At 73.3% G+C, this 19,651-nt stretch carries 20 protein-coding genes; 11 read left to right on the top strand and 9 right to left on the bottom strand.

Annotated features, from left to right (window positions below; translation table 11 throughout):
• Positions 1 to 128 precede the first annotated feature (128 nt).
• Positions 129 to 452 (top strand): hypothetical protein, encoded by a 324-nt coding sequence (locus Athai_RS09745; protein ID WP_203961203.1) that lies wholly within the window; start codon positions 129 to 131, stop codon positions 450 to 452.
• Between the two features lie 109 nt (positions 453 to 561).
• Here the strand turns inward: Athai_RS09745 and Athai_RS09740 are convergent, their stop codons facing one another.
• Positions 562 to 1,200, bottom strand: coding sequence for a carbonic anhydrase (locus Athai_RS09740; protein WP_239156834.1), 639 nt, complete (start codon positions 1,198 to 1,200; stop codon positions 562 to 564).
• A gap of 125 nt (positions 1,201 to 1,325) precedes the next feature.
• On the opposite strand from Athai_RS09740, the gene Athai_RS09735 reads away from it, so the two are divergent.
• Positions 1,326 to 1,880, top strand: coding sequence for a hypothetical protein (locus Athai_RS09735; RefSeq protein WP_420829770.1), 555 nt, complete (start codon positions 1,326 to 1,328; stop codon positions 1,878 to 1,880).
• 117 nt (positions 1,881 to 1,997) lie between these two features.
• On the opposite strand, the gene Athai_RS09730 is transcribed toward Athai_RS09735, so the two are convergent.
• From Athai_RS09730 to Athai_RS09720, 3 genes are all read right to left on the bottom strand, one after another.
• A complete protein-coding gene (locus Athai_RS09730; protein ID WP_203961201.1) occupies positions 1,998 to 2,507 on the bottom strand; it encodes an EF-hand domain-containing protein in 510 nt (169 codons plus the stop codon).
• Positions 2,508 to 2,618: 111 nt separating this feature from the next.
• On the bottom strand, positions 2,619 to 3,278 hold the full coding sequence (locus Athai_RS09725) for a response regulator (RefSeq protein WP_203961200.1): 660 nt from the start codon (positions 3,276 to 3,278) through the stop codon (positions 2,619 to 2,621).
• Positions 3,275 to 4,480: a sensor histidine kinase gene (locus Athai_RS09720; protein WP_203961199.1), complete on the bottom strand. Its 1,206-nt coding sequence runs from the start codon at positions 4,478 to 4,480 to the stop codon at positions 3,275 to 3,277. Before Athai_RS09720 ends, Athai_RS09725 begins: the two co-directional genes overlap by 4 nt.
• A gap of 118 nt (positions 4,481 to 4,598) precedes the next feature.
• On the opposite strand from Athai_RS09720, the gene Athai_RS09715 reads away from it, so the two are divergent.
• The 3 genes from Athai_RS09715 (at position 4,599) to Athai_RS09705 (ending at position 6,972) form a co-directional block, all read left to right on the top strand.
• Positions 4,599 to 5,147, top strand: coding sequence for a hypothetical protein (locus Athai_RS09715; protein ID WP_203961198.1), 549 nt, complete (start codon positions 4,599 to 4,601; stop codon positions 5,145 to 5,147).
• Between the two features lie 258 nt (positions 5,148 to 5,405).
• Positions 5,406 to 5,672, top strand: coding sequence for a hypothetical protein (locus tag Athai_RS09710; protein WP_203965447.1), 267 nt, complete (start codon positions 5,406 to 5,408; stop codon positions 5,670 to 5,672).
• A 145-nt stretch (positions 5,673 to 5,817) separates the two neighbouring features.
• Positions 5,818 to 6,972, top strand: coding sequence for a CDP-alcohol phosphatidyltransferase family protein (locus Athai_RS09705; protein ID WP_203961197.1), 1,155 nt, complete (start codon positions 5,818 to 5,820; stop codon positions 6,970 to 6,972).
• A gap of 225 nt (positions 6,973 to 7,197) precedes the next feature.
• Here the strand turns inward: Athai_RS09705 and Athai_RS09700 are convergent, their stop codons facing one another.
• Positions 7,198 to 8,451 (bottom strand): phosphodiester glycosidase family protein, encoded by a 1,254-nt coding sequence (locus tag Athai_RS09700; RefSeq protein ID WP_203961196.1) that lies wholly within the window; start codon positions 8,449 to 8,451, stop codon positions 7,198 to 7,200.
• Positions 8,452 to 8,607: 156 nt separating this feature from the next.
• On the opposite strand from Athai_RS09700, the gene Athai_RS09695 reads away from it, so the two are divergent.
• Entirely contained in the window at positions 8,608 to 8,967 is a 360-nt protein-coding gene (locus Athai_RS09695) for a PRC-barrel domain-containing protein (protein ID WP_203961195.1), read from the top strand.
• 175 nt (positions 8,968 to 9,142) lie between these two features.
• Here the strand turns inward: Athai_RS09695 and Athai_RS09690 are convergent, their stop codons facing one another.
• Positions 9,143 to 11,233 (bottom strand): transglycosylase domain-containing protein, encoded by a 2,091-nt coding sequence (locus tag Athai_RS09690; protein WP_203961194.1) that lies wholly within the window; start codon positions 11,231 to 11,233, stop codon positions 9,143 to 9,145.
• 365 nt (positions 11,234 to 11,598) lie between these two features.
• Here Athai_RS09690 and Athai_RS09685 point away from each other — a divergent pair, with 365 nt between their 5' ends.
• A complete protein-coding gene (locus tag Athai_RS09685) occupies positions 11,599 to 12,660 on the top strand; it encodes a fatty acid desaturase family protein (RefSeq protein ID WP_203961193.1) in 1,062 nt (353 codons plus the stop codon).
• Positions 12,661 to 12,753: 93 nt separating this feature from the next.
• Here Athai_RS09685 and Athai_RS09680 read toward each other — a convergent pair whose 3' ends face one another.
• Positions 12,754 to 12,957 carry a cold-shock protein gene (locus Athai_RS09680; protein WP_030444326.1) on the bottom strand — a complete coding sequence of 68 codons (204 nt, stop codon included), beginning with the start codon at positions 12,955 to 12,957 and terminating at the stop codon, positions 12,754 to 12,756.
• A 385-nt stretch (positions 12,958 to 13,342) separates the two neighbouring features.
• On the opposite strand from Athai_RS09680, the gene Athai_RS09675 reads away from it, so the two are divergent.
• The gene (locus Athai_RS09675; RefSeq protein ID WP_203961192.1) at positions 13,343 to 13,564 is read left to right on the top strand and encodes a hypothetical protein; all 222 of its coding nucleotides are present in this window, start codon (positions 13,343 to 13,345) and stop codon (positions 13,562 to 13,564) included.
• Positions 13,565 to 13,566: 2 nt separating this feature from the next.
• On the opposite strand, the gene Athai_RS09670 is transcribed toward Athai_RS09675, so the two are convergent.
• Positions 13,567 to 14,931: a hypothetical protein gene (locus tag Athai_RS09670; protein ID WP_203961191.1), complete on the bottom strand. Its 1,365-nt coding sequence runs from the start codon at positions 14,929 to 14,931 to the stop codon at positions 13,567 to 13,569.
• A gap of 52 nt (positions 14,932 to 14,983) precedes the next feature.
• Entirely contained in the window at positions 14,984 to 15,667 is a 684-nt protein-coding gene (locus tag Athai_RS09665; protein WP_203961190.1) for a class I SAM-dependent methyltransferase, read from the bottom strand.
• Positions 15,668 to 16,043: 376 nt separating this feature from the next.
• Between Athai_RS09665 and Athai_RS09660 the strand changes: the two genes are divergently transcribed.
• The 3 genes from Athai_RS09660 to Athai_RS09650 are packed head-to-tail and all read left to right on the top strand — an operon-like array spanning position 16,044 to position 19,593.
• Positions 16,044 to 17,369 carry a hypothetical protein gene (locus tag Athai_RS09660; protein WP_203961189.1) on the top strand — a complete coding sequence of 442 codons (1,326 nt, stop codon included), beginning with the start codon at positions 16,044 to 16,046 and terminating at the stop codon, positions 17,367 to 17,369.
• Positions 17,366 to 18,364, top strand: a complete 999-nt coding sequence (locus tag Athai_RS09655) for a glutamate ABC transporter substrate-binding protein (protein ID WP_239156833.1) — start codon at positions 17,366 to 17,368, stop codon at positions 18,362 to 18,364. Before Athai_RS09660 ends, Athai_RS09655 begins: the two co-directional genes overlap by 4 nt.
• A 5-nt stretch (positions 18,365 to 18,369) precedes the next feature.
• Positions 18,370 to 19,593 (top strand): hypothetical protein, encoded by a 1,224-nt coding sequence (locus Athai_RS09650; RefSeq protein ID WP_203961188.1) that lies wholly within the window; start codon positions 18,370 to 18,372, stop codon positions 19,591 to 19,593.
• Positions 19,594 to 19,651: the final 58 nt, after the last annotated feature.

Here is a 19,651-nt window from a genome sequence, read left to right as displayed (position 1 = left end):
TCGTGCGGCGACGCTGTCCCCCATCAGGTTGAGTGTTCTGGCCCCCCGGCTCGGCGCTCAGCGACCCGACAGCATCGCCCGGCGGAGATCCGCCGCGTGGCGATCGAGGAGTGCAAGGAGTTCCACGCGTGGCCCAGTCAAAGACCGCACGCGCCTCGGTTCGCGCTGGCCAGGCGTCCGGTGGCGCCCTCAGCGTGCTCGGCGAGTACAAGTACCTCATCCCGCTCAACGGCGGCAAGAACGTCTACGTGCGCAACCTGCTGAACGGCAAGACCACCCGGCTGCGCACCGACTCGGACAAGTTCGTCGACGAGGTCAAGTCGCTGGCCGAGGGTGGCCACGGCGCCAAGATCAAGGCCGAACTCGAGGGCCTTCAGGTCGCCTTCCCCGACCACGGTTGGGACGTGACCACCAAGCGGCTGGTCGACGCCGGCGTGTTCGGCGAGGCCTGATCCCACCGGTCGGTGCCCGACGCGATCGGGCACCGACCGCACAGCAGACGATGCCCCGGCGCGGTGCGCCGGGGCATCGTGGCGTCCGGGCCGGGCGTGGCCGGCCCGGTCAGCCGATCAACCGGACCTGGGCCCGGGTCAGGTCGTAGCGGGCGCCGAGCAGCCCGACGCTGCCGTCGGCCAGCCCGTCCCGCACCGAGGGCACCGCAGCGAGCTGGGACACCGTTCGGGTGACATGGCGGCACATGATCCGGTCGTACCGGTCGGCGCCGAGGCCGTGCCGGACCGGGCCGTCGGCACCCTCCCGGTCGACCTCCTCGATCGCCGGCGCGATCTGGTCGACCAGGTAGCCCAGGTCACCGCTTGCCGAGCCGGCGTGTTCCATCGCGTAGCCGACCGCGCCGCACCGTTCGTGACCGAGGACCAGCACCAGCGAGACGCCGAGCACCGCCACCGACAGGTCGACCGAACCGGTCACCGAGGTGTCGAGCACGTGCCCGGCGGTACGGAGCACGCAGACGTCGCCGAAGCCCTGGTCGAAGATGGTCTCCACCGGCAGGCGCGAGTCCACGCAGGTGATCACCAGCGCGTACGGCGCCTGGCTGGGTGCTGCCCGACGGGCCTGGTCGACCCCACGGTCGGCCTCGGTACGGCCGGACAGGTACCGGCGGTTGCCGGCGAGCAGCCGGCGGAGGGCGGCCGGCGGAGTCACCCTGTCCGGCCCTGGCGAGTTGGTGGTAGCGGTCACGGCTACAGGGTGCCCAGTCACCACCTGCGTTCGCCACCACCCGGTGGCCGGAGCGGCGTCGATCACCGTGGGACGACCGGACTCGGGCGGTTCGCTCGGTGCGCGCAGTGACTACTGTGACCCAGGTGGACACACCCCTTCCCGAATTCGTCAACTGGCCGACGTTCCCGTTCAGCGGTTCGCTCACGGTGCGTCCGCTGGAGCCGCCGGCACTGCCCGAGCCGCCGCGCGACGGCGAGGAGATCGCCACCTGCCGGGCCTGCCAGGCCCACGACGATGCGTACGTCTGGGTCGACGAGCGCTGGCGGGTGAAGGCCACCGACCAGCCGCCCGGCCTGCCGCTGGTGCTCTACCTGGAACCCCGGATGCATCTCGACCTGGGCGACCTGCCGAACCTGGAGGCCGCCGAACTCGGCCTGCTGACGGTACGCATCGAGCGGGCGATGCGGTCGCTGCCGGGCGTGGCCCGGGTGCACGTCAACCGGTGGGGCGACGGCGCGGCGCACCTGCACTTCTGCTTCCTGGCGCGGCCGGCCGGCGCGCTGCAACTACGCGGGTCGTTCCTGTCGATGTGGGACGACATCCTGCCGCCCATCAGCACCCACGACTGGCGGGAGAACCAGTCGTTCGTGGCGGCCTGGCTGGCCGACCAGGGCGGCACCTCGATGCTGGCGTCCTGACCCTCGGGTCCGCTCCGCGGACCCGAGGGAGGCGACAGCCGGACACGCCGGAGGCGCACCGCGTCGCGCGGTGCGCCTCCCGTACCGAGGTCGGCGCGTGCGCGCCGGTCGGTCGGCTCAGGCGCCGGTCGCGAACGGGTTGGTCGCGCCGTCGGTGGTGTAGTGCACCGTGTCGAAGGTGCCGTCGTGGTTGCTGTCGGTGGCCACCGCGTCGACGTGACCGTCGTGGTCGGTGTCGGCTGCGACCTCGTCGATCTGGCCGTCGTGGTTGCTGTCGACACCCACCTCGTCGACGCGACCGTCGTGGTTGCTGTCGACCGCCATCTCGTCCGGCGAGCCGTCACCGTTGGTGTCCACGCTCCAGGTGTCGACCCGGCCGTCGCCGTTGGTGTCCATCTCGCCGTGGTCGGGGTTGCCGTCGCCGTTGGCGTCCCAGTCGACCTGGTCGATCTTGCCGTCACCGTTGGAGTCGTACTCCCAGGTGTCCGTGTGACCGTCGCCGTTGGAGTCGAGGTCGACCTGGTCGGCGTAGCCGTCGTGGTTGGCGTCGACGATGTCGGCACTGGAGCCGTCGGTGTACTCGACCTGGATGTCGTTGCCGGCGTCGCTGGTGTCGAAGTCGCTCATCGGGGATCCCCCAGGTTGTCCAAGGCGGCGCCCTCGTGCACCGCGTTGGAGGTAACCCTAGGTGAGCCGCACAACCGCCGGATCACCGATTCGTGCCAGCACCGGTCCCGGTCACTTCGGCGGCGGTCCGTCCGCGGCCAGGCCGAGCTCCCGGGCCAGGATCGCCGCCTGGGCCCGGTTACCCAGTGACAGCTTGGCCAGTACCCGGTGTACGTGTGTCTTCGCGGTGGGTTCGGCGATGCCCAGCGCGGCGGCGAGCTCGGCGTTCGACGCGCCGTGGCCGAGCTGCACCAGCACCTGCCGCTCCCGCGGGGTCAGCTCGTCGAGTCCCGGCGGCGCAGCTGGCGGGTACGGCCGGGCGGCGAACGCGGCGATCAGCCGCCGGGTGACACCGGGCGCGACCATCCCGTCACCGGCGGCCACCACCCGTACCGCGTCCACCAGCCGCTGCGGGTCGGTGTCCTTGAGCAGGTAGCCGGCGGCGCCGGCCCGCAGCGCGCCGAACACCAGGCGATCGGTGTCGAAGGTGGTCAGGACGAGGACCTCGGTGAGCCGCTCGGCGGTCAGTACCCGGGTGGCCTCGATGCCGTCGACGCCGGGCATCCGGATGTCCATCACGGTCACGTCCGGGCGCAGTTCGCGGGCGCGCGCGATCGCCTCGGCGCCGTCGCCGGCGGTACCGACGACGGCCAGCCCAGGTTCGGCGGCGAGGATCATCGCCAGGCCGGCGCGGACGGTCGGCTGGTCCTCGGCGATCAGTACCCGGATCACGACGCCGCCTCGGGCACGCGCAGCGGCAACCGGGCCCGGACCGCCCAGCGGTTGCCGTCCGGTCCCGCGGTGAGGGTGCCGCCGAGCAGCGCGGCCCGCTCCCGCATGCCGATCAGGCCGTGACCGGAGCCCGGCGCGGCCGGGTCCCGGCCCGCGGCGGCCAGCGGGCTGGTGACCAGCACCGTGACGGCATCCGTGACGCGGCCGAGCCGTACCTCGACGGGGCCGGGCGCGGCGTGCTTGAGCGCGTTGGTGAGCGCCTCCTGCACGATGCGGTACCCGGCGAGGTCGACCGTGGTGGGCAGCGCGGCCCGGTCGGACTCGGTGAGTTCGTCGTGCAGTGTGACCGCCACCCCGGCAGTGTTCACCAGCCGCGCGACGCCACCGAGGCCGGGACGGGTGGTCGGCGGCTCGTCGGAGTCTGGCTCGCGGAGCAGGCCGATCATCGCGCGCATCTCGGTCAGTCCCTGCACGCTGTCGTTGCGCACCCGGTGCAGCGCCTCGCGCAGCGCCGGCGCCGAGTCGCCGGCGACCCGTAGTGCGGCCGCCGAGCCCACCGCGATGGCAGTGAGGTGGCCGGCGATCACGTCGTGCAGTTCCCGGGCCATCGCGGCGCGTTCCGCGGCCACCGACGCGCGATGGTCGAGTTCGGTCAGCCGGGCCAGCTGGCGGGCGTGCTCGCGGTGTTCGGCCAGCCGGTCGCGGTGCGCGCGCACGGCCGCACCGGTGGTGGCCGGCAGCACCGTCACCAGGGTGACGGCCATCGCGACCGCGACGCCGGCCTGCACCGCGAGCCGCCAGCCGGACCCGTCGGCGCGCAGCACCAGCAGCGTCACCACCAGCGCCGCGAACGTGACCACCGCGGAGGCGCCGATCAGCCACCGCACCGCGCCGCGCGGACCGTACCCGCAGGCCGCGTAGACCAGGTCGAAGAACACCTGCCAGGTACCGATGGAGCCGCCCAGCAGCAGGTCGGCGGCTACGGCGGCGACCCCGACGGCGAGGGCGAGCAGCGGGGCGGTACTGCGGAACAGGTCGGCGCAGACGATCACCGCGAACGGGATCAGCACCAGGGCCAGGGGCGTCTTCGGGTCGTACAGCCCGACCGCGTAGAGCACCGCACCGACCGCGGCGCACAGGGCGGCCGAGCCCACGTCGCGCCGCGGCGGCAGGCGCCGCGGCCACCATCCGGTCACCGCCATGGGCACATCTCACCATCACCGGGCGACCCGCCGGGACGATCGCGTACATCGTTCGGTGCATGCCGGGTTCGGCTGCCGTGACGATGCGGTGCCGGTGTGCGGCCGGGACGATCGACTGGTGCTGTTCGCGGTGATCGTGGGATGCGAGATCGGGTTCTGGGTGCTCGTCGGTGCCGGGCTGACCTGCCGGTACCTGCTGCGCCGGCGACGGGTGAGCACCGTGCTGCTGGCCGCGGTGCCGGTGCTGGACCTGGTGCTGCTGGCTGCCACCATGGCCGACCTGCTGGCCCGGCACGCGGTGGCCGGGCCGCAGCACGGCCTGGCCGCGGTGTACCTGGGCAGCACGGTGGTGTTCGGCGCCGGGATGGTGCGGTGGGCGGACCGCTGGTTCGCCCACAAGTTCGCGGGCGGGCCCCGGCCGCCGAGGCCACCGAAGTCCGGCCCGGCGCGGGTTCGGTACGAGTGGCGTGAATGGGGCAAGGCCGTCCTCGCCGCCGCGATCTCCGCCGCGCTGCTCGGGCTGATGGCGCTGGCGTTGGGCGATCCGCACCGGTCCGCGGCGCTGCTGTCCTGGCTGCCCCGGATCGGGGTGGTGCTGGCGATCTGGCTGATCTGGCCGGTGACGACCAGCATCGGTGCGCTCGGCGCGGCACGGCGAGACCCGTAGCGCACGTCGCTCGGCCCGACGCGCGACGGCACGGCACCTGCCGGCACCCAGGCTGTTCCCAGCTTGCCGGCAGGCTCGCTCCATCCAGGCGTCGTAGCCTCGGTCGGGAAGGCACCCGGGCAGTTGCCCGGCCCGGGGTGAAGCGGGGAGGTCCGGATGGGGTTGGCAGCGCGGCTGCGCCGCTTGTTCTCGCCGTCGCGCCCGCGCGGGATCCGGTCGACCGCCCAGATCCGCGCCCACCGCGGCGGCTACCAGTCCATGCTGGACCGGGAGGCCACCGCCGCCGACCTGGACGAGCTGCGCGAGTTCGTGGCGAGCCGCTCCGGCGTCGAGTTCTACCTGGAGCCGGAGACCACCGCCACCGACACCACGGTCGCCGCGGTCGCCGCGGACGGCGAGTGGATCCGCCGCCGGGTCGGCTCGGCCAAGGTCGCCAGCCGGCTGGCGACCGAGCTGCACACCCCGCTCTACGACGCGGGTGTGCTCGGCTATCCGGCCGCGATGCGCCGGTACCGGCGCGGCTGAGCCCACCCCTGCGCGTCGCATGGTGGCGATTTCCGGCACCGCCGGATGCCACCGGCGGCTCTAGGATCGAGGGTGATCCCACGGATCCGTTGCGGCGTCACCGTGCCTGTGCCACGGCGTACGCCGGTCGTGGCGGAGGTGATGGATGACCCGAGGCAAGGGCGAGCCGGCGCCCGGCACGGCACGGTGGTCCGATCCGGCCGGACCGGTGGTGGCCGTGGTCGTGCTGGCGGCCGAGCCGCCCGCGGCACGCCCGCCGGTGGAGTCGACCCGGGTCGGCGGGCGGCCGTTGCTCGACCGGACGGTACGAGTGCTGCACGCTGCCGGGGTGCGCCGGGTGCTGGTGTCGGCCGGCCGGCGCGGCCCCGACCTGGTGGCCGGGCTGGTCGCCCGGCACGCGCCACCGGCCGAGCCGTGCCCGCCACCCGCCGACCTGCCGCCCGGCCGGTACCTGCTGGTGGGCGCGGCGGCGGTGTTCGACGCGGAGACGGTGCGTGATCTGGCGACCGAGACCGGAGTCCGGTGCACCGACGCGACGCTTGCGGTGGTCGACGCCGACACCGCGCGGGAGGTTCTCGCGGCCGGCCCGGCGGACGCGGCGCTGGCCGGCATCGCCGGGTTGCGGTTGCGCCCGGCGGCCGGGTTCGCCACCACGCTCGTCGACGACCGGGACGGGCGCCGGGTGCACCGGGCGCTGTGGCAGCGGTACGGCTCGAAATCCACCGACGGACTGGTCTGCCGGTACCTGAACCGGCCGCTGTCTCGGCCGGTGACGCTGCTGCTGGCGCGGACCGGGGTGTGGCCGGACCTGCTCAGCGGCGTGAGCTTCGCGGTCGCGGTCGCCGGTGCGGCGGTGATCGGGTTCGGCGGGCACTGGTGGACGATGCTGCTGGGTGGCGTGCTGGTCCAGGCCGGGAACGCGCTGGACGGGGTGGACGGTGAGGTGGCCCGGATCGGCCTGCGCACCTCCCGGCGCGGCGCGTTGCTGGACACGATCCTGGACCGCTACGCCGATCTGGCCATCATCGCCGGGCTGGTCCTCGCGGCCGGCGGCCGGCCGGTCGACTGGGCGTTCGGGTTCGCCGCAGCCGCCGGCAGCCTGCTGGTGTCCTACATCAACGTCCTGGCGCCGGGCGCGCCGCAGCGGCTGCTGCGCCGGGACGTACGGCTGTTGCTGTGCGCGGTCGCCGCCGCGGTGTCGGCGCCGCTGGCCGGTCTCGCCGTACTCGCGGTGCTGGTGAACGCGGACGCGGCGCGGGTGTTCGCGATGGTCCTGCGCCGCGCGCCCGGCCTCCGTTGACCGCTCCCCCGGCCCCGCCGCCGGTCCGTGCGCGGCCGGGGCGGTCCCGCCCTCCGCCGGCACGGGCAGCCACCCGGGCGGCCGACAACCCAGGCGACCGGCAACCCGGGCGGCCGGCAACACGGATGGCCGGCAACACGGATGGCCGGCAACACGGATGGCCGGCAACACGGATGGCCGGCAACACGGATGGCCGGGTCCGGGTCCGGACCCGGCCATCCGGGTTCAGCGGGAGACGATGCCCAGGCCGTTGGCCACCGGGCGCTCGGCCGCGCCGACGGGCAGCTTGTTCACCAGGCTCACCCGGTCGCTGCCGGGCAGCCGGGCGGCACAGGTGGTGGAGCCACCACCGTCCAGGTTCATCGCGTCCGTCGCGCCGAAGCCGGCCAGCAGCCCGGCCTCCTCGGCGAGGGTCAGCCCGCTGCCGGACTCGGCCAGCCCGTCGGTGGTCATCAGGTACAGCCGGCGGCCGTCCGCGCTGATCCCGGCCCCGGTACGGGTGGCCGCGACCTTGTCGTCGACGCCGGTCAGGGTGGCGCCGTCGCGCATGATCGGCGCGCCGCCCACCGCGACCCGGAACGGCACGTGCGCGCCGGCCAGCCGGTACGAGACGTGCACCGGGTCACCGACGTGCAGCCCGCGCAGGGTGTCCGCACCCGCCTCGCGGCCGACCAGGACGGTACTACCGGCCGGGATCGCACCGGCGCCCGGCGCGTCGGCGACCGCGACCACCCGGCCGTGCCGGATCGTCACCTCGGCGGTGTCGGTACTGCACGGGTCGCCCCGCCTGGTGTCGCTGCCGCACACCGCACGCTCCCGCGAGGTGGCGCCCCAGGCGCTGGTGAACGCGTCGATGCCGCCCTCGGTGACCGCGTACTGGTTGAGCCCGGCCAGCGGGTACCGGTGGGCGGGGGTGACGACGCTGCCGGCCAGGGTGAGGGTGCCCAACCGGGCCCGCCCGTCGACACCGACGCCGATCACGTCGCGGGTGGAGGTGCCGGGCGCCATCGCCGGGCCGAACCGCTGCGAGTCGGGCACCGCGGCCTTGACGGCGCGGCCACCGTCGACCTCCGGGCCGTCGGAGGAGCCGGTCGCCTCGACGCCGGGATGCTGCGACTCGCTGATGTTGAAGTAGTCGGCGTTGACGCCGGCGACCGCGTGCTCGGCCGCGGTCAGCTGCGTCACCGTCTCGCGCTGGGCCACCGCGTCCGGCCGCAGCAGCCGCACCGACACGTGCCGGTCGGCGAGATCGGCGGTGACCAGCTCGCCGGTGACGGTGCCGTGCGACACGGTGGCGGTGAAGGTGGCCAGGGTGACCCCGGACGCGAGTCGCTGGGTACCGGTGAGCTGCACGTCACCGACCGCTGCGGCCGGGGTGAGCGTCGCGGGTGCCGCGACCGCGGACGCCGGTACGGCGAGCGCGAGGCCGGCCGCGGCGAGCCCGGCCGCGAGCCATCGGTGGGACCGGATACGGCGCATGGAAGTCTCCGTCCTTGTCGACTGCGGATGGATCTCAGCACCGATGGGACGGTCCGGTCAAGATCGCCTGGCTGTACGGGGCGTGACGTTTTGCCACGTAGAACCGGATAAGGCGGGAGAATATCGGTGACAGTACCCAGGACTTCGGGGGCAGGAATGATCGGAATTCAGGACATCTCGCAGTGGAAGGGCGCACCGGTGGTGGGTCCAGACGGTGGGAAGATCGGCACGCTGGAGTCGGTCTACGTCGACGCCGCGACGGACGAACCGATGTTCGCGGCGGTCCGCCTCGGCCTGCCGGGGATGCGCAAGATCGCCCTGGTACCGCTGGACGGCGCCCGGGTGGGCCGCAGCGACCTGCAGGTGCCGTACGACAAGGGTCAGATCAAGAACTCGCCGACGCTGGCAGTGGACGAGGAGTTGCCCGCCGAGCGCGAGCCGGAGATCTACGCCCACTACCAGCTGGGATACACCCCGGCCCCGACATCGTCCGGGCGCCGCCTCGCCCGCCGCTGAGCCGGCGGCCACCGGGCCGCCCCGGCGCAGCGGCGGGCCACGCCACGGGGCCGCCCCGGCGCAGCGGCGGGCCACGCCACCGCCGGTTCGCCGCGGGCCAGTCCACCGGGCCGCACGGATGCCGCCGGCCAGCCACCGCGCCGCGGATCGGGCGCGGGCGATGCGGCGAGGCCGATCAGCCGTAGGCGATGTGGTGCGAGGGTTGGTGGAAGCCGCGGATCGGGTCGCCGGACAGCGCGGTGAGCATCGTCTTCGCCACGGCGACGTCCACCGACGAGGAGACGCCGGCGCCGACCGAGTCCCACGGATTGTCCGGGGTGCAGGCGGTGGCCGCCGCGGCGATCTGCGGGGTGAACCCGACGAACGATTCGGTCGCGTTGGTCTCCGAGCTTCCGGTCTTGCCGCCGAGCGGCCGGGAGCCGAACATCCGGCCCACCTCGGGCGCCGTTCCACCGTTGCACTTGTGGTAGAAGCCCTGCTGGCCGACCGGGCAGCGGGCCGCATCGGTCGCCGCCCGGGCCACGTCCTTGGACACCGCGCGATGGCACTGCGGCTTGGCCGCGTCCGACCCGTGCCCCCGGGCGTCCACGATGGACTCGACCGGCAGTTCCTTGCAGTAGACGCCCTCGGCGGCCACCGTCGCGTACGCGTTCGCAAGGTCCAGCGGGGTGGTCTGGGCGACGCCCAGGGTGAAGGCGCCCCAGCCGTGCGCCCGACCCTTGGACGCGTACATCGCGTCGGTGTGCGCCCGGAACTTGATGCCGAGCCGCTTGGCCATGTTCACGGCCTTCTCGGCGCCGATCTTCTGCTCCAGCCAGACGAAGTAGGTGTTGACCGACCGGCCGTAGCCGTCCCACATCGTCCGGTAGCCGTCCATCCACTTCGGGTTGTCGTTCACCGGCGAGTAGTAGCCGTTGCCGGCGATGTAGTTGGTACGCAGCGGGCTCGGCGCGTGGAACCCGGTGTCCAGCGGCAGCCCGGATTCCAGCGCCGCGAGCATGGTGAACATCTTGAACGTCGACCCGGTCTGGTACCCGTTGACGTCACCACCGCCGGCGACCAGCTGGTCCACGGTGTTCGGCCGGTTCTTCATCCCGTACGGGTTCTTCTTCAGGCTGTAGTCGCGGTTGACCGCCATCGCCACCACCCGACCGCTACCGGGTTCGATCGCGGCGATCGGCAGCGCCTTGGTGTTGGTCTTCGAGTACACCGCGAGCGACGCCTTGCGCGCCGAGGCCTGCACCTTCGGGTCCAGCGACGTGACGATCTTGTAGCCGCCGGTACGCAGCGTGTTCTCCCGCGCCGCCGAGGTCGCGCCGAACTCCTTCTGCTGGTCCCACCACTGCACGAACCAGTCGCAGAAGAAGCCCCAGTCCTTGTGCTTGCTCGGTACCTCGGTGCAGCCGTTCGGCGTGCTCGACGGGTGCAGCCCGATCGGCGCCGCCTTCGCCTTGGCCGCCGCCGCCTTGCTGATGTAGTGCAGCTTGGCCATCGAGTCCAGCACGTACGAACGGCGCACCAGCGCCGCCTTGCGCCCGGCGGCGCCGGACTCCGGGTCGAACGCGTCCGGCGACTTGACCACGCCGGCCAACAGCGCCGCCTGGTCCAGCGTCAGCTTGTCCGGCGTGGTGTCGAAGTAGACGCGCGCCGCCGCGACGATCCCGTACGCCTGGTGGCCGAAGTAGACGATGTTCAGGTAGCCCTGCATGATCTGCTTCTTGGACAGCTTGCGCTCCAGCGCGAGCGCGTAGCGCATCTCCTGGATCTTGCGGGCCATCGACTGCTCGGTGGCGGCGTGCAGCTCCTGCGGCGTCTTCGCCGAGTAGATCCGCACGTTGCGCACGTACTGCATGGTCAGTGTCGACGCGCCCTCGGAGACCTGCCCGGCGCTGCGGTTGGCCAGAAGTGCCCGCACCACGCCGCGCGGGTCGACGCCGTGGTGCTGGTAGAACCTGGTGTCCTCGGCGGCCACGATCGCGTGCTGCATCACCGTCGGGATGTGATCGATCGTGGTGGGCGTCCGGTTGTCCGAGTAGAACGTCGTGATCAGCGTCTTGCCGTCGTTCGCGTACAGGTAGGAGTTCTGCGGCGGCGGCGGGATCTTCAGCTGGTCGGAACTGTTGGTGAACACCCCGGTGCCCGACTTGACCGCGAGGCCGCTGACCCCGAAGCCGGGGAACGCGAGCAGCGCCACCACGATGCCGGCGAGCACCCCGCAGACCAGCAACGAAGCCAGGTCACCCAGCAGCGAATTCTGTCGACGCACCAACACCACCCTCGTCCCGCACCGAGAGGCGTAAAGGATCTCCCCGTACCAGAATGGCACAGAACCGGATCAGCCCGACGATCCGCGTGCCAGTCATCCTTGATCATCGATGCTTTTCCTCCGGCACGGGGGAGGATCCGGGAATCTCACCGGTAAAGAGTCGGCGACGGCTCCGCCGCCGGAGGGGGGCGCCGGGCCCGTGGCGAAAACCGGTCGCGGCCGGCGCCGATTAGGTTCACCCGCCGGTCAGCGGCATACTTGGGCGCACACCGCGGAGCCACCCCCGGTCCCCCACCGGCTCCGCCTGCGGTGCGGTGACGTCCGGCGCCTGGGCGGCACGTTCACGGATCGTGCCGGAGGCCACGATGACCGTCCCGTACCCGAAAGCGCTCGCCGCACCGGAGCCATGGCACCGAACCGGCTCGGACTACGCGGAGCTGTCCCGCCGGATCCGCCGGGCCGGGCTGCTGCGCCGGCGCACCGGCTACTACGGCGCCAAGATGGCGATCAACGGCGTGCTGTTCGTCGCCGGCTGGGTCGCGGTCCTGCTGCTCGGCAACTCCTGGTACCAGCTGATCGTCGCCGCCGCCCTCGCGGTGGTGTTCACCCAGCTCGCGTTCGTCGGCCACGACGCCGGCCACCAGCAGATCTTCCGCTCGCACCGGATCAACCGGCTGGTCGGGATGCTGCACGGCAACTTCGCCGTCGGGCTGTCGTTCGGTTGGTGGGTGAGCAAGCACAACCGGCACCACGCGAACCCGAACGACGAGGACCGGGACCCGGACGTGGCGCCCGGCGCGCTGGTGTTCGTCGAGGAGCACACCGCCACGCGGCGCGGCCTGGCCGGCCTGCTGACCCGATCGCAGGCGTACCTGTTCTTCCCGATGCTGCTGCTGGAGGGGTTCAACCTGCACGTGGCGAGCGTGCGGGCGCTGCTGCGGCCGTCCGGCAAGGCGAAGATCGCCGAGGTGGCGCTGCTGGTGGCGCACATCGGTGGCTATCTGACGATACTGCTGCTGGTCATGTCGCCGGTGCACGCGCTGGTGTTCGCGGCCGTCCAGCAGGGGCTGTTCGGGCTCTACATGGGGTGCAGCTTCGCCCCGAACCACAAGGGCATGCCCACGCTGCGGCGCGAGGACAACGTCGACTACCTGCGCCGGCAGGTGCTCACCTCGCGCAACGTGCGAGGCGGCCGGTTCGTCGACTTCGCGCTCGGCGGGCTCAACTACCAGATCGAGCACCACCTGTTCCCGAGCATGCCGCGGCCGAACCTGCGCCGGTCCCAGCCGCTGATCCAGGCGTTCTGCACCGAGTACGGCGTCTCGTACCGCGAGACCGGGCTGCTGCGGTCCTACCGGGAGGCGCTGCGGCACCTGCACGAGGTGGGTGCGCCGCTGCGCCGGGCCGCGGCGGCCGAAACCGCCTGAACCGGACACGAAAGTTCAGTGAACGACAAACGACCCCCGATGCGCATCGCATCGGGGGTCGCTTCGCGTCTGGTGTGTAACCAGGCCCGTGGCTCAGATGCCGCGGACGCGCTCGGCCTGCGGGCCCTTCGCGCCCTGCGTCACGTCGAACTCGACGCGCTGGTTCTCCTCGAGGTTCCGGTAGCCGGAGCCCTCGATGGCGGAGAAGTGGACGAACACGTCCGGCTCGCCGCCGTCAGGCGTGATGAAGCCGAAGCCCTTGTCCGGGTTGAACCACTTGACCGTACCCTGTGCCATGACTCTCCTTGTGGTAGCTACTCGGCCGCCGCGCGGGCGACCGCCTTGTTGCGGCGGGAGCCGATCGACCCTTCGGAGAGATCTTCCCGAAAAACGAGACGCCCCGCTGTCACAAATCCCGCGTGCGCATCAAACGTTCGGGGAAACTACGACTGCAACGCCAAAAGGATACACGACTCGGAGCCGTTCGGGGTCGTACCGGCGTGCCGTGGACCACGCCCGGTTACCCGACCGGTACCAGTGCCCGCGCTTCCCGCTGGCCGGCGCCGACGGCGCCGTTACGATCGATGGGAGGCCGGTGCGTTGCCGTTGGGCGCCCGGCCCCGGCCGCACGGGCCGCCATTGCAGGTGGCCGCTCACCACCCACGCGGGAAGGGGCGGACTCATGCCTGATGTGGAGATCGAACTCGTCGGCGGACCCCGGGACGGGGAACGCATCACGGTGCCGCTGACCGATCCGGTGCCAGCACCGCACCTGGAGATGACCACGGTGGACAGCACCGTGGACGGACTGCCCGACATCTGGCGGTTGAACTACCGCCGCGACGACGCACCCACCGGCGACGCCGTCTGGCGCTACCGGTTCCTGTCCACCCAACACGGTTGACCCTAGGTTCCCGATCCGGCCGCCGGCGGCGTCTCGTCGCCGGCGGCTCCGTGTTCGACCGCCCGCGCCCCCTCGGCCGGCTCCGGCTCCCCCGCCGGGCCGGGCCCCGCCGCCGACTCCGGCATCGCCACCGCGTCGCCGGTCGCCGCGACCGCCGCGTCGCTGGCCGGGTCCGTCGCGTCCCTGGCCGGCGCGGCCATCGCCACCTGCACCTCCGCGGCGTCGGCCAGCCGGTTCAGCCGCCCCAGCTCGGCGCCGACGACCACCAGCATCAGCACGTCCACCAGCACCGACACGGTGGCCACGAACTGCGTGACGTCGAACTCGAACACCCGGGTGAACAGCAGGTTCACCAGCAGGCTGCGGTGGAACCAGGTGAAGGCGCGAAGCCGGTCGCGGCCCAGCCGACGCCAGCCGCCGATCACCAGTACCAGGCAGGTGACCGTCGAGGCCAGTCCGAGGACCAGCGGGATCGGTCCCGGCGCGCCCCGCCAGACGGCCCCGGCCGGGCCGTCCAGCCGGCCGACCAACCGAACCCCGAACTGCGCACCGGAGTACGCGATCTGGGCCAGCAGCACGACCAGGGTGATGGCCGGCAACGCCTGCGCGATCCGGCCCTGGCCGTGCACCTCGCGGCGGGCCCACAGCCGCAGCCGGGCCAGCAGCCGGTGCGGGTCGACGAACCGCAGCGGGTCGAACAGCTCGACCGGGTCGTCGGGTACCGCGCCGATCAGGGCGGTCGCCTCGGTCCGGCCGGGCGCCCGACCGGACCGGCGCAGCTGCCGGCCGGCCGCGGCCCGGCGGCGCGGGGTGAACCCGCCGACCACCCCGGCGACCGCCTGGTCGACCGCCGCCGCGAGGTGCTCGGACGGGTGGTGCGGCCGCCGCCCGTGCAGCGCGTGCACCAGCAGCACCAGGACCACGACCAGCACGTACATGATCGCCGTCGCGGGCCGGTAGAAGTAGTCGTTGTCGCTGGTGACGAACTTGCCCACCTCGTCGATGAACAGCCCGATCCCGATCCCGGCCAGCACCGAGGCGAGCGGCCGGATCACCGGCCCGACGAACGACAGCAGCAGCACCAGGCCGACGATCATCAGCAGCCCGCCCCACAGCACGTGCGCGATGTGCAGGCCACCGCCACCGACCTGGGGGTACCCGGCCAGTGCCAGGCCACCGCGGACCAGCAGCACGGTACTGACCGCGGCGACCAGCATCGCGGTCAGGTGCGCGGTGGCCTGCGGATCCCGGGGCAGGCCACGCACCAGCAGCCACCGGGACAGCCCGCGGCCCGGCAGCTGGGTCAACCCGGACGCCGGCGCGGCGGGCTGCGGCGTGGCGGCGGGCGCGGGATCGTTCGGCGGCATGGCGGACACCCTACGAAACCGGCCGCCGCCACACCGGCCCGGGCGCCGCCGCTCAGGGGCGCCGGAACCAGATCATCGGATTGTGCCGACCGGGGTGCACCGGGTCACCGAATCCCAGGTCGGCCCGGCACTCCTGCAACCGCCGGTACGCCTCCGGTGCGCGCCGGGCCGCCGCGGTGAAGTACCCGGCGCCGGCGCCGCGCAGGTGTCGCAGCAGTACCGAGCCCTCCGAGTACGGCCTGGCCCGGCGACCGTGGAACACGTCGTGCACGCTGACCGGCGTACCGGCCGGGACCGCGGGCAGCAGCCGGTCCAGGTACCAGCGGGCGAACCGGGCGGAGTGCGCCGCGTCCAGGAACAGGTAGTCGATCCCGTCCGGCATCGGCTGCCGGCGGACGTCACCGGCGACGAACCGCCAGCGCCCGGCGGCGAGCGCCGCCGGCACGTTGCGGCGGGCGTTCTCGATCCGGTCGTAGCTGGTCAGCGTGCCGGTCTCGTTGTCCCGCAGCGCCCGCAACAGCCAGCTGGTCGACCAGCCGTGCAGGCAGCCGATCTCCACCACCCGCTCCGGCCGCTGCTGGCGCACCAGCAGGTAGGTCAGCTCCGCCTCGATGTCGTCGAGTTGCGCCCGCATTCCCGGCCGGTCGGCGAGCAGCCGGCGCTGCTCGTCGCGTACCGCCTGCAGTGGTTCGTGGTGTTTGACGTAGAGCTCTATCGCGTCGTCGATCGTCAGCACGACCGCTTCGCCCCCTTGTTACCGCTGGTCCGGGCAGTGACGACGGGACGGTAGGAGCGGGAAGGCGGGCGGCACGTCCCGCGGCGGAGCCAGAACCGACCCCCTACTCCGGCGGTAGCCGGGCCGGCCGCGTCCCACCCCGGCGGGACATGCCGGACATCGGCACCGACCGGCCCGGACCCGGCCGAGCTCGGTACCGCCGGGGGCACGGCGGCGCGATCGCGCCGGTTGACACGACCGGCTATGTTGGCCCGAAAACACGACGGAGGGCATCGATGCTGGGCAGCACGTCGGGCACCGGCCGAACGGGCCGGGACAGGGTCTGTGCCCACCCCACCGGTCGGCGCACGGCCCGGGCCGACGGGCCGGTGCCGCGATGACGCTCGCCCCGACCGCGCCGACGCCGCCCGCGCCCGCCGTCGACCCGACCAGGCCCGGGCTCGGCGCCCTGGCCCGCACCACGCCGGGCCGGTTGACCATCCTGCTCGCCCTGCTCGTCGTGCTCGGGCTCGCGTTCGGTACCGCGATGGTGGTCGGGGTGCAGCAGCGCGGCGGTCGGCTCGACGAGGTGCGCTCGCATTCGGGCCCGCTCACCGTGCAGGCCCAGCAGCTCTACCGCTCGTTGTCCGACGCGGACGCGACGGCGGCGTCGTCCTTCCTGACCGGCGGGGTCGAGTCGGCCAGCGCCGCCCGGCGCTACCAGCAGGACATCGCCGAAGCCGGCAAGGCGCTCGCGACCGCGAGCAACTCCGGCGGCGCGAACGCCCGGGTGGTGCAGCAGTTGACCAGCCAGCTGCCGGTCTACACCGGGCTGGTGGAAACCGCCCGGGTGTACAACCGGCTCGGCATCCCGCTCGGCGCCGCGTACCTGCGCGAGGCCTCCGGCCTGATGCGCGACAAGCTGCTGCCGGCGGCGAAGTCGCTGTACCAGGCGGAGACCGCGCGGCTGACCGACGACCGGTCGGCGGCGGCCGGGTTCCCCTGGGTGGCGATCCCGGTCGGCCTGCTGCTGCTGGCCGGGCTGATGGTCGGGCAGGTCCACCTCAGCCGCCGGACCAACCGGGTGTTCAACCGCGGGCTGCTGGTCGGCTGCGCCGCGGCGGTGGTGTCGCTGCTCTGGCTGACCGCCTCCTGGGGTGCGCTGGCCAGCCACCTCGGCTCGGCCCGGGACACCGGTTCGGCGCAGGTCGAGGCGTTCGCGCAGATCCGGTTGACCGCGTTGCAGGCGCGCGCCGACGAGTCGCTGACCCTGGTGGCCCGCGGCAACGGCGCCGCCTTCGAGAAGGACTTCCGGCAGCGGATGACCGATCTGGTCGGAACGAACGGCAGCGGCGGCCTGATCGGCGCCGCCCGCAGCGGTGCGAACGACGCGCAGCGCCGCCAGCTCGACACGGTCCGCAGGGATGTCCGCGACTGGCAGGCTGCGCACGCCAAGGTGCGCTCGCTCGACGACGGCGGCCGGTACCCGGAGGCGGTGCAGGTCGCGATCGGCTCCGGTGCGGGCAGCGCCGCGGATGCGTTCGGCAACCTCGACCGGCACACCGCGAGCGCGATCGAGGCCGCCAACGGTCGGTTCACCGACCAGGCGAGCGCCGCCGCGTCGAGCCAGACCGGGGCCGCGATCGGACTCGGCCTGCTGGCCGCGGTGTGCGTGCTCGGCACCACGGTCGGCCTGCAGCGCCGGGTCGCGGAGTACCGATGAGGCAGACGATGCGGGAGGGCACACCGGTGCGGCGACGCGTGCGCGGGGTTCTGGCGGCGGGGGTTGCGCTGGCCGCGCTGCTGGTGGTGGCCGGCTGCGGGGCGTCCACGCTGCCCGATGCCGGCACGCCGGCGGCGCCGCCGCGGCCGGTCGGGGTGCAGGACCCGGCGAAGATCCCGGGCGCCGACTCGCAGGACACCTCCTGTGCGGCCGACAGCTACCGGCCGCACGGGTCGCCGGCCGACATGCTGCACGGGCCGGCGGTGTCCCGGATCAGGAAGCGCGGCCGGCTGGTCGTCGGTGTCGACCAGAACACCTACCTGTTCGGCTTCCGCGACCAGAACAACGACCTGCAGGGCTTCGACATCGACATGCTGCGCGAGGTGGCGCGGGCGATCTTCGGCGATCCGGACAAGATCCAGTTCAAGGTGATCACCTCCGCGCAGCGGATCCCGGTGCTGCGGAAGCACCAGGTCGATCTGGTGGCCGACGTGATGACCGTCAACTGCGAGCGGTGGAAGCAGGTGGCGTTCTCCTCGGTCTACTTCGACGCCGGGCAGCGGGTGCTGGTGCCGTCCGGGTCGACCGCGAGCAAGCTCGGTGATCTGGGCGGCAAGAAGGTCTGCGCGGCGAAGGGGTCCACGTCCATCCGGGCGATCGCGGCCGACCCGGCGAAGCCGGTTCCGGTCGCGGTCGACGACTGGACCGACTGCCTGGTGATGCTGCAGCAGCGGCAGGTCGCCGCCATCTCCACCGACGACACGATCCTCGCCGGACTGAAGAAGCAGGACCCGAACACGAAGGTGATCGGCCCCAAGTTCACCGACGAGCCGTACGGGATCGCGGCGAACCTCGACGACGTCGACCTGGTCCGGTTCGTCAACGGCGTGCTGGCGAAGATCCGCGGCGACGGCACCTGGAAGAAGCTCTACGACCAGTGGTTGACGGTGCTCGGACCGGCGCCGAAACCGCCGGCCGCCCAGTACCGGGACTGACCGCGATGGCCACGGCACCACTGCGGCGCGAGGAGGCCGACCAGCGGCTCACCGCGATCGGCGCGGAGTACGACCGGCTCGCCGCCGCCATGTATGCGCTGGACTCGCATCCGGCGCTGCGTTGGCTGCGGGCCGGCGGCGCGACCGGCGCGACCGCGGAGCGGCTCGCCGATCTGCCCCAGCGGGTCAGCGTGCTGTGGGCGCACTTCAGCGTCGCCGGCGACCTGCTGGAGGCCGCCCGGGCGGCGCGGGCGAGACACGGCCGGCCCACCGACGACGACCTGGCAGAGCTGACCGCGCTGCTGCGCGAGCCGATGGTGGCGCTGGACGAGGCCGGACTGCCCGCCGACGGTACCGGCGGCCCGGTCGCCCGCCGGCTGTGCCTGGTCGACCTGATCCCGATGGTGCTGGCGGACGCCGAGGCGGCCGGCAACCGGCTGGCCGCGGTGCAGGGCGCGCTGACCGCGCTGACCGACCTGCTGTCCCCGACCGCGGACGCGGTGGACGCGGTCGCCACCCTGGGCACCGAGTTCGGGGCGACCGACCTGGTCCGGCCGCTGACCGACGAGCTGGACGCGGTCCGCGGCCAGGCGCTCGGCGACCCGCTGGCCGGGGCGCCGGACGGTACGCCGACGGCGGCGGTGACCGCCCGGCTCGGCCGGCTCGACGCCGCCGCGGCGGCGGCCCGGTCCCGGCTGTCCGGGCTGGTCGCGCTGCGCGACGACTATGCCGGCCGCCGGGCGGCCTGGACCGACGCGCTGACCGCGCTGGCCGAGGCGGAGCACGCGGCCGCGGCGGCGTACCGGGCGACGGCGGCGAAGATCGCCGATCCGGGCCTGCCGCCGGTGCCGGCCGCGGCGGAACGCCTGCGCGGTCGGCTGGCCAACCTGGACGAGCTGCACCGGGGCGCGGCCTGGCCGGCCCTCGCCGACGCGGTGGCCGCGACCGAGCGCGAGATCGCCGCGGCCGCCGACCGGGCGCGGGAGCTGCACGGCGCGGCGGACGGGTTGCTCGCCCGGCGCGAGGAGCTGCGCGGCCGGCTCACCGCCTACCGGGCGAAGGCGGCCGCCCTGGGCCGGTTGGAGGACCCCGAGGTGGCCCGCCGCTACGGCGCTGCCGAGCGGCTGCTCTACACCGCGCCGTGCGACCTGCCGGCGGCGACCCGCGCCGTGTACGGCTACCAGCAGGCGCTGTCCGAGCTGGCACGGCAGAGGGAGGGCTCGGCATGAGCGAGCGCCAACGAGCGGACCACGGACCCGGCGCGGCTCGGTACCCGCGGAGCACGCG

It is taken from the genome of Actinocatenispora thailandica (assembly GCF_016865425.1).
Lineage (GTDB): Bacteria > Actinomycetota > Actinomycetes > Mycobacteriales > Micromonosporaceae > Actinocatenispora > Actinocatenispora thailandica.
The sequence above is the reverse complement of the archived record's forward strand: the minus strand, read 5'-3'. Positions and strand labels throughout refer to the sequence as shown.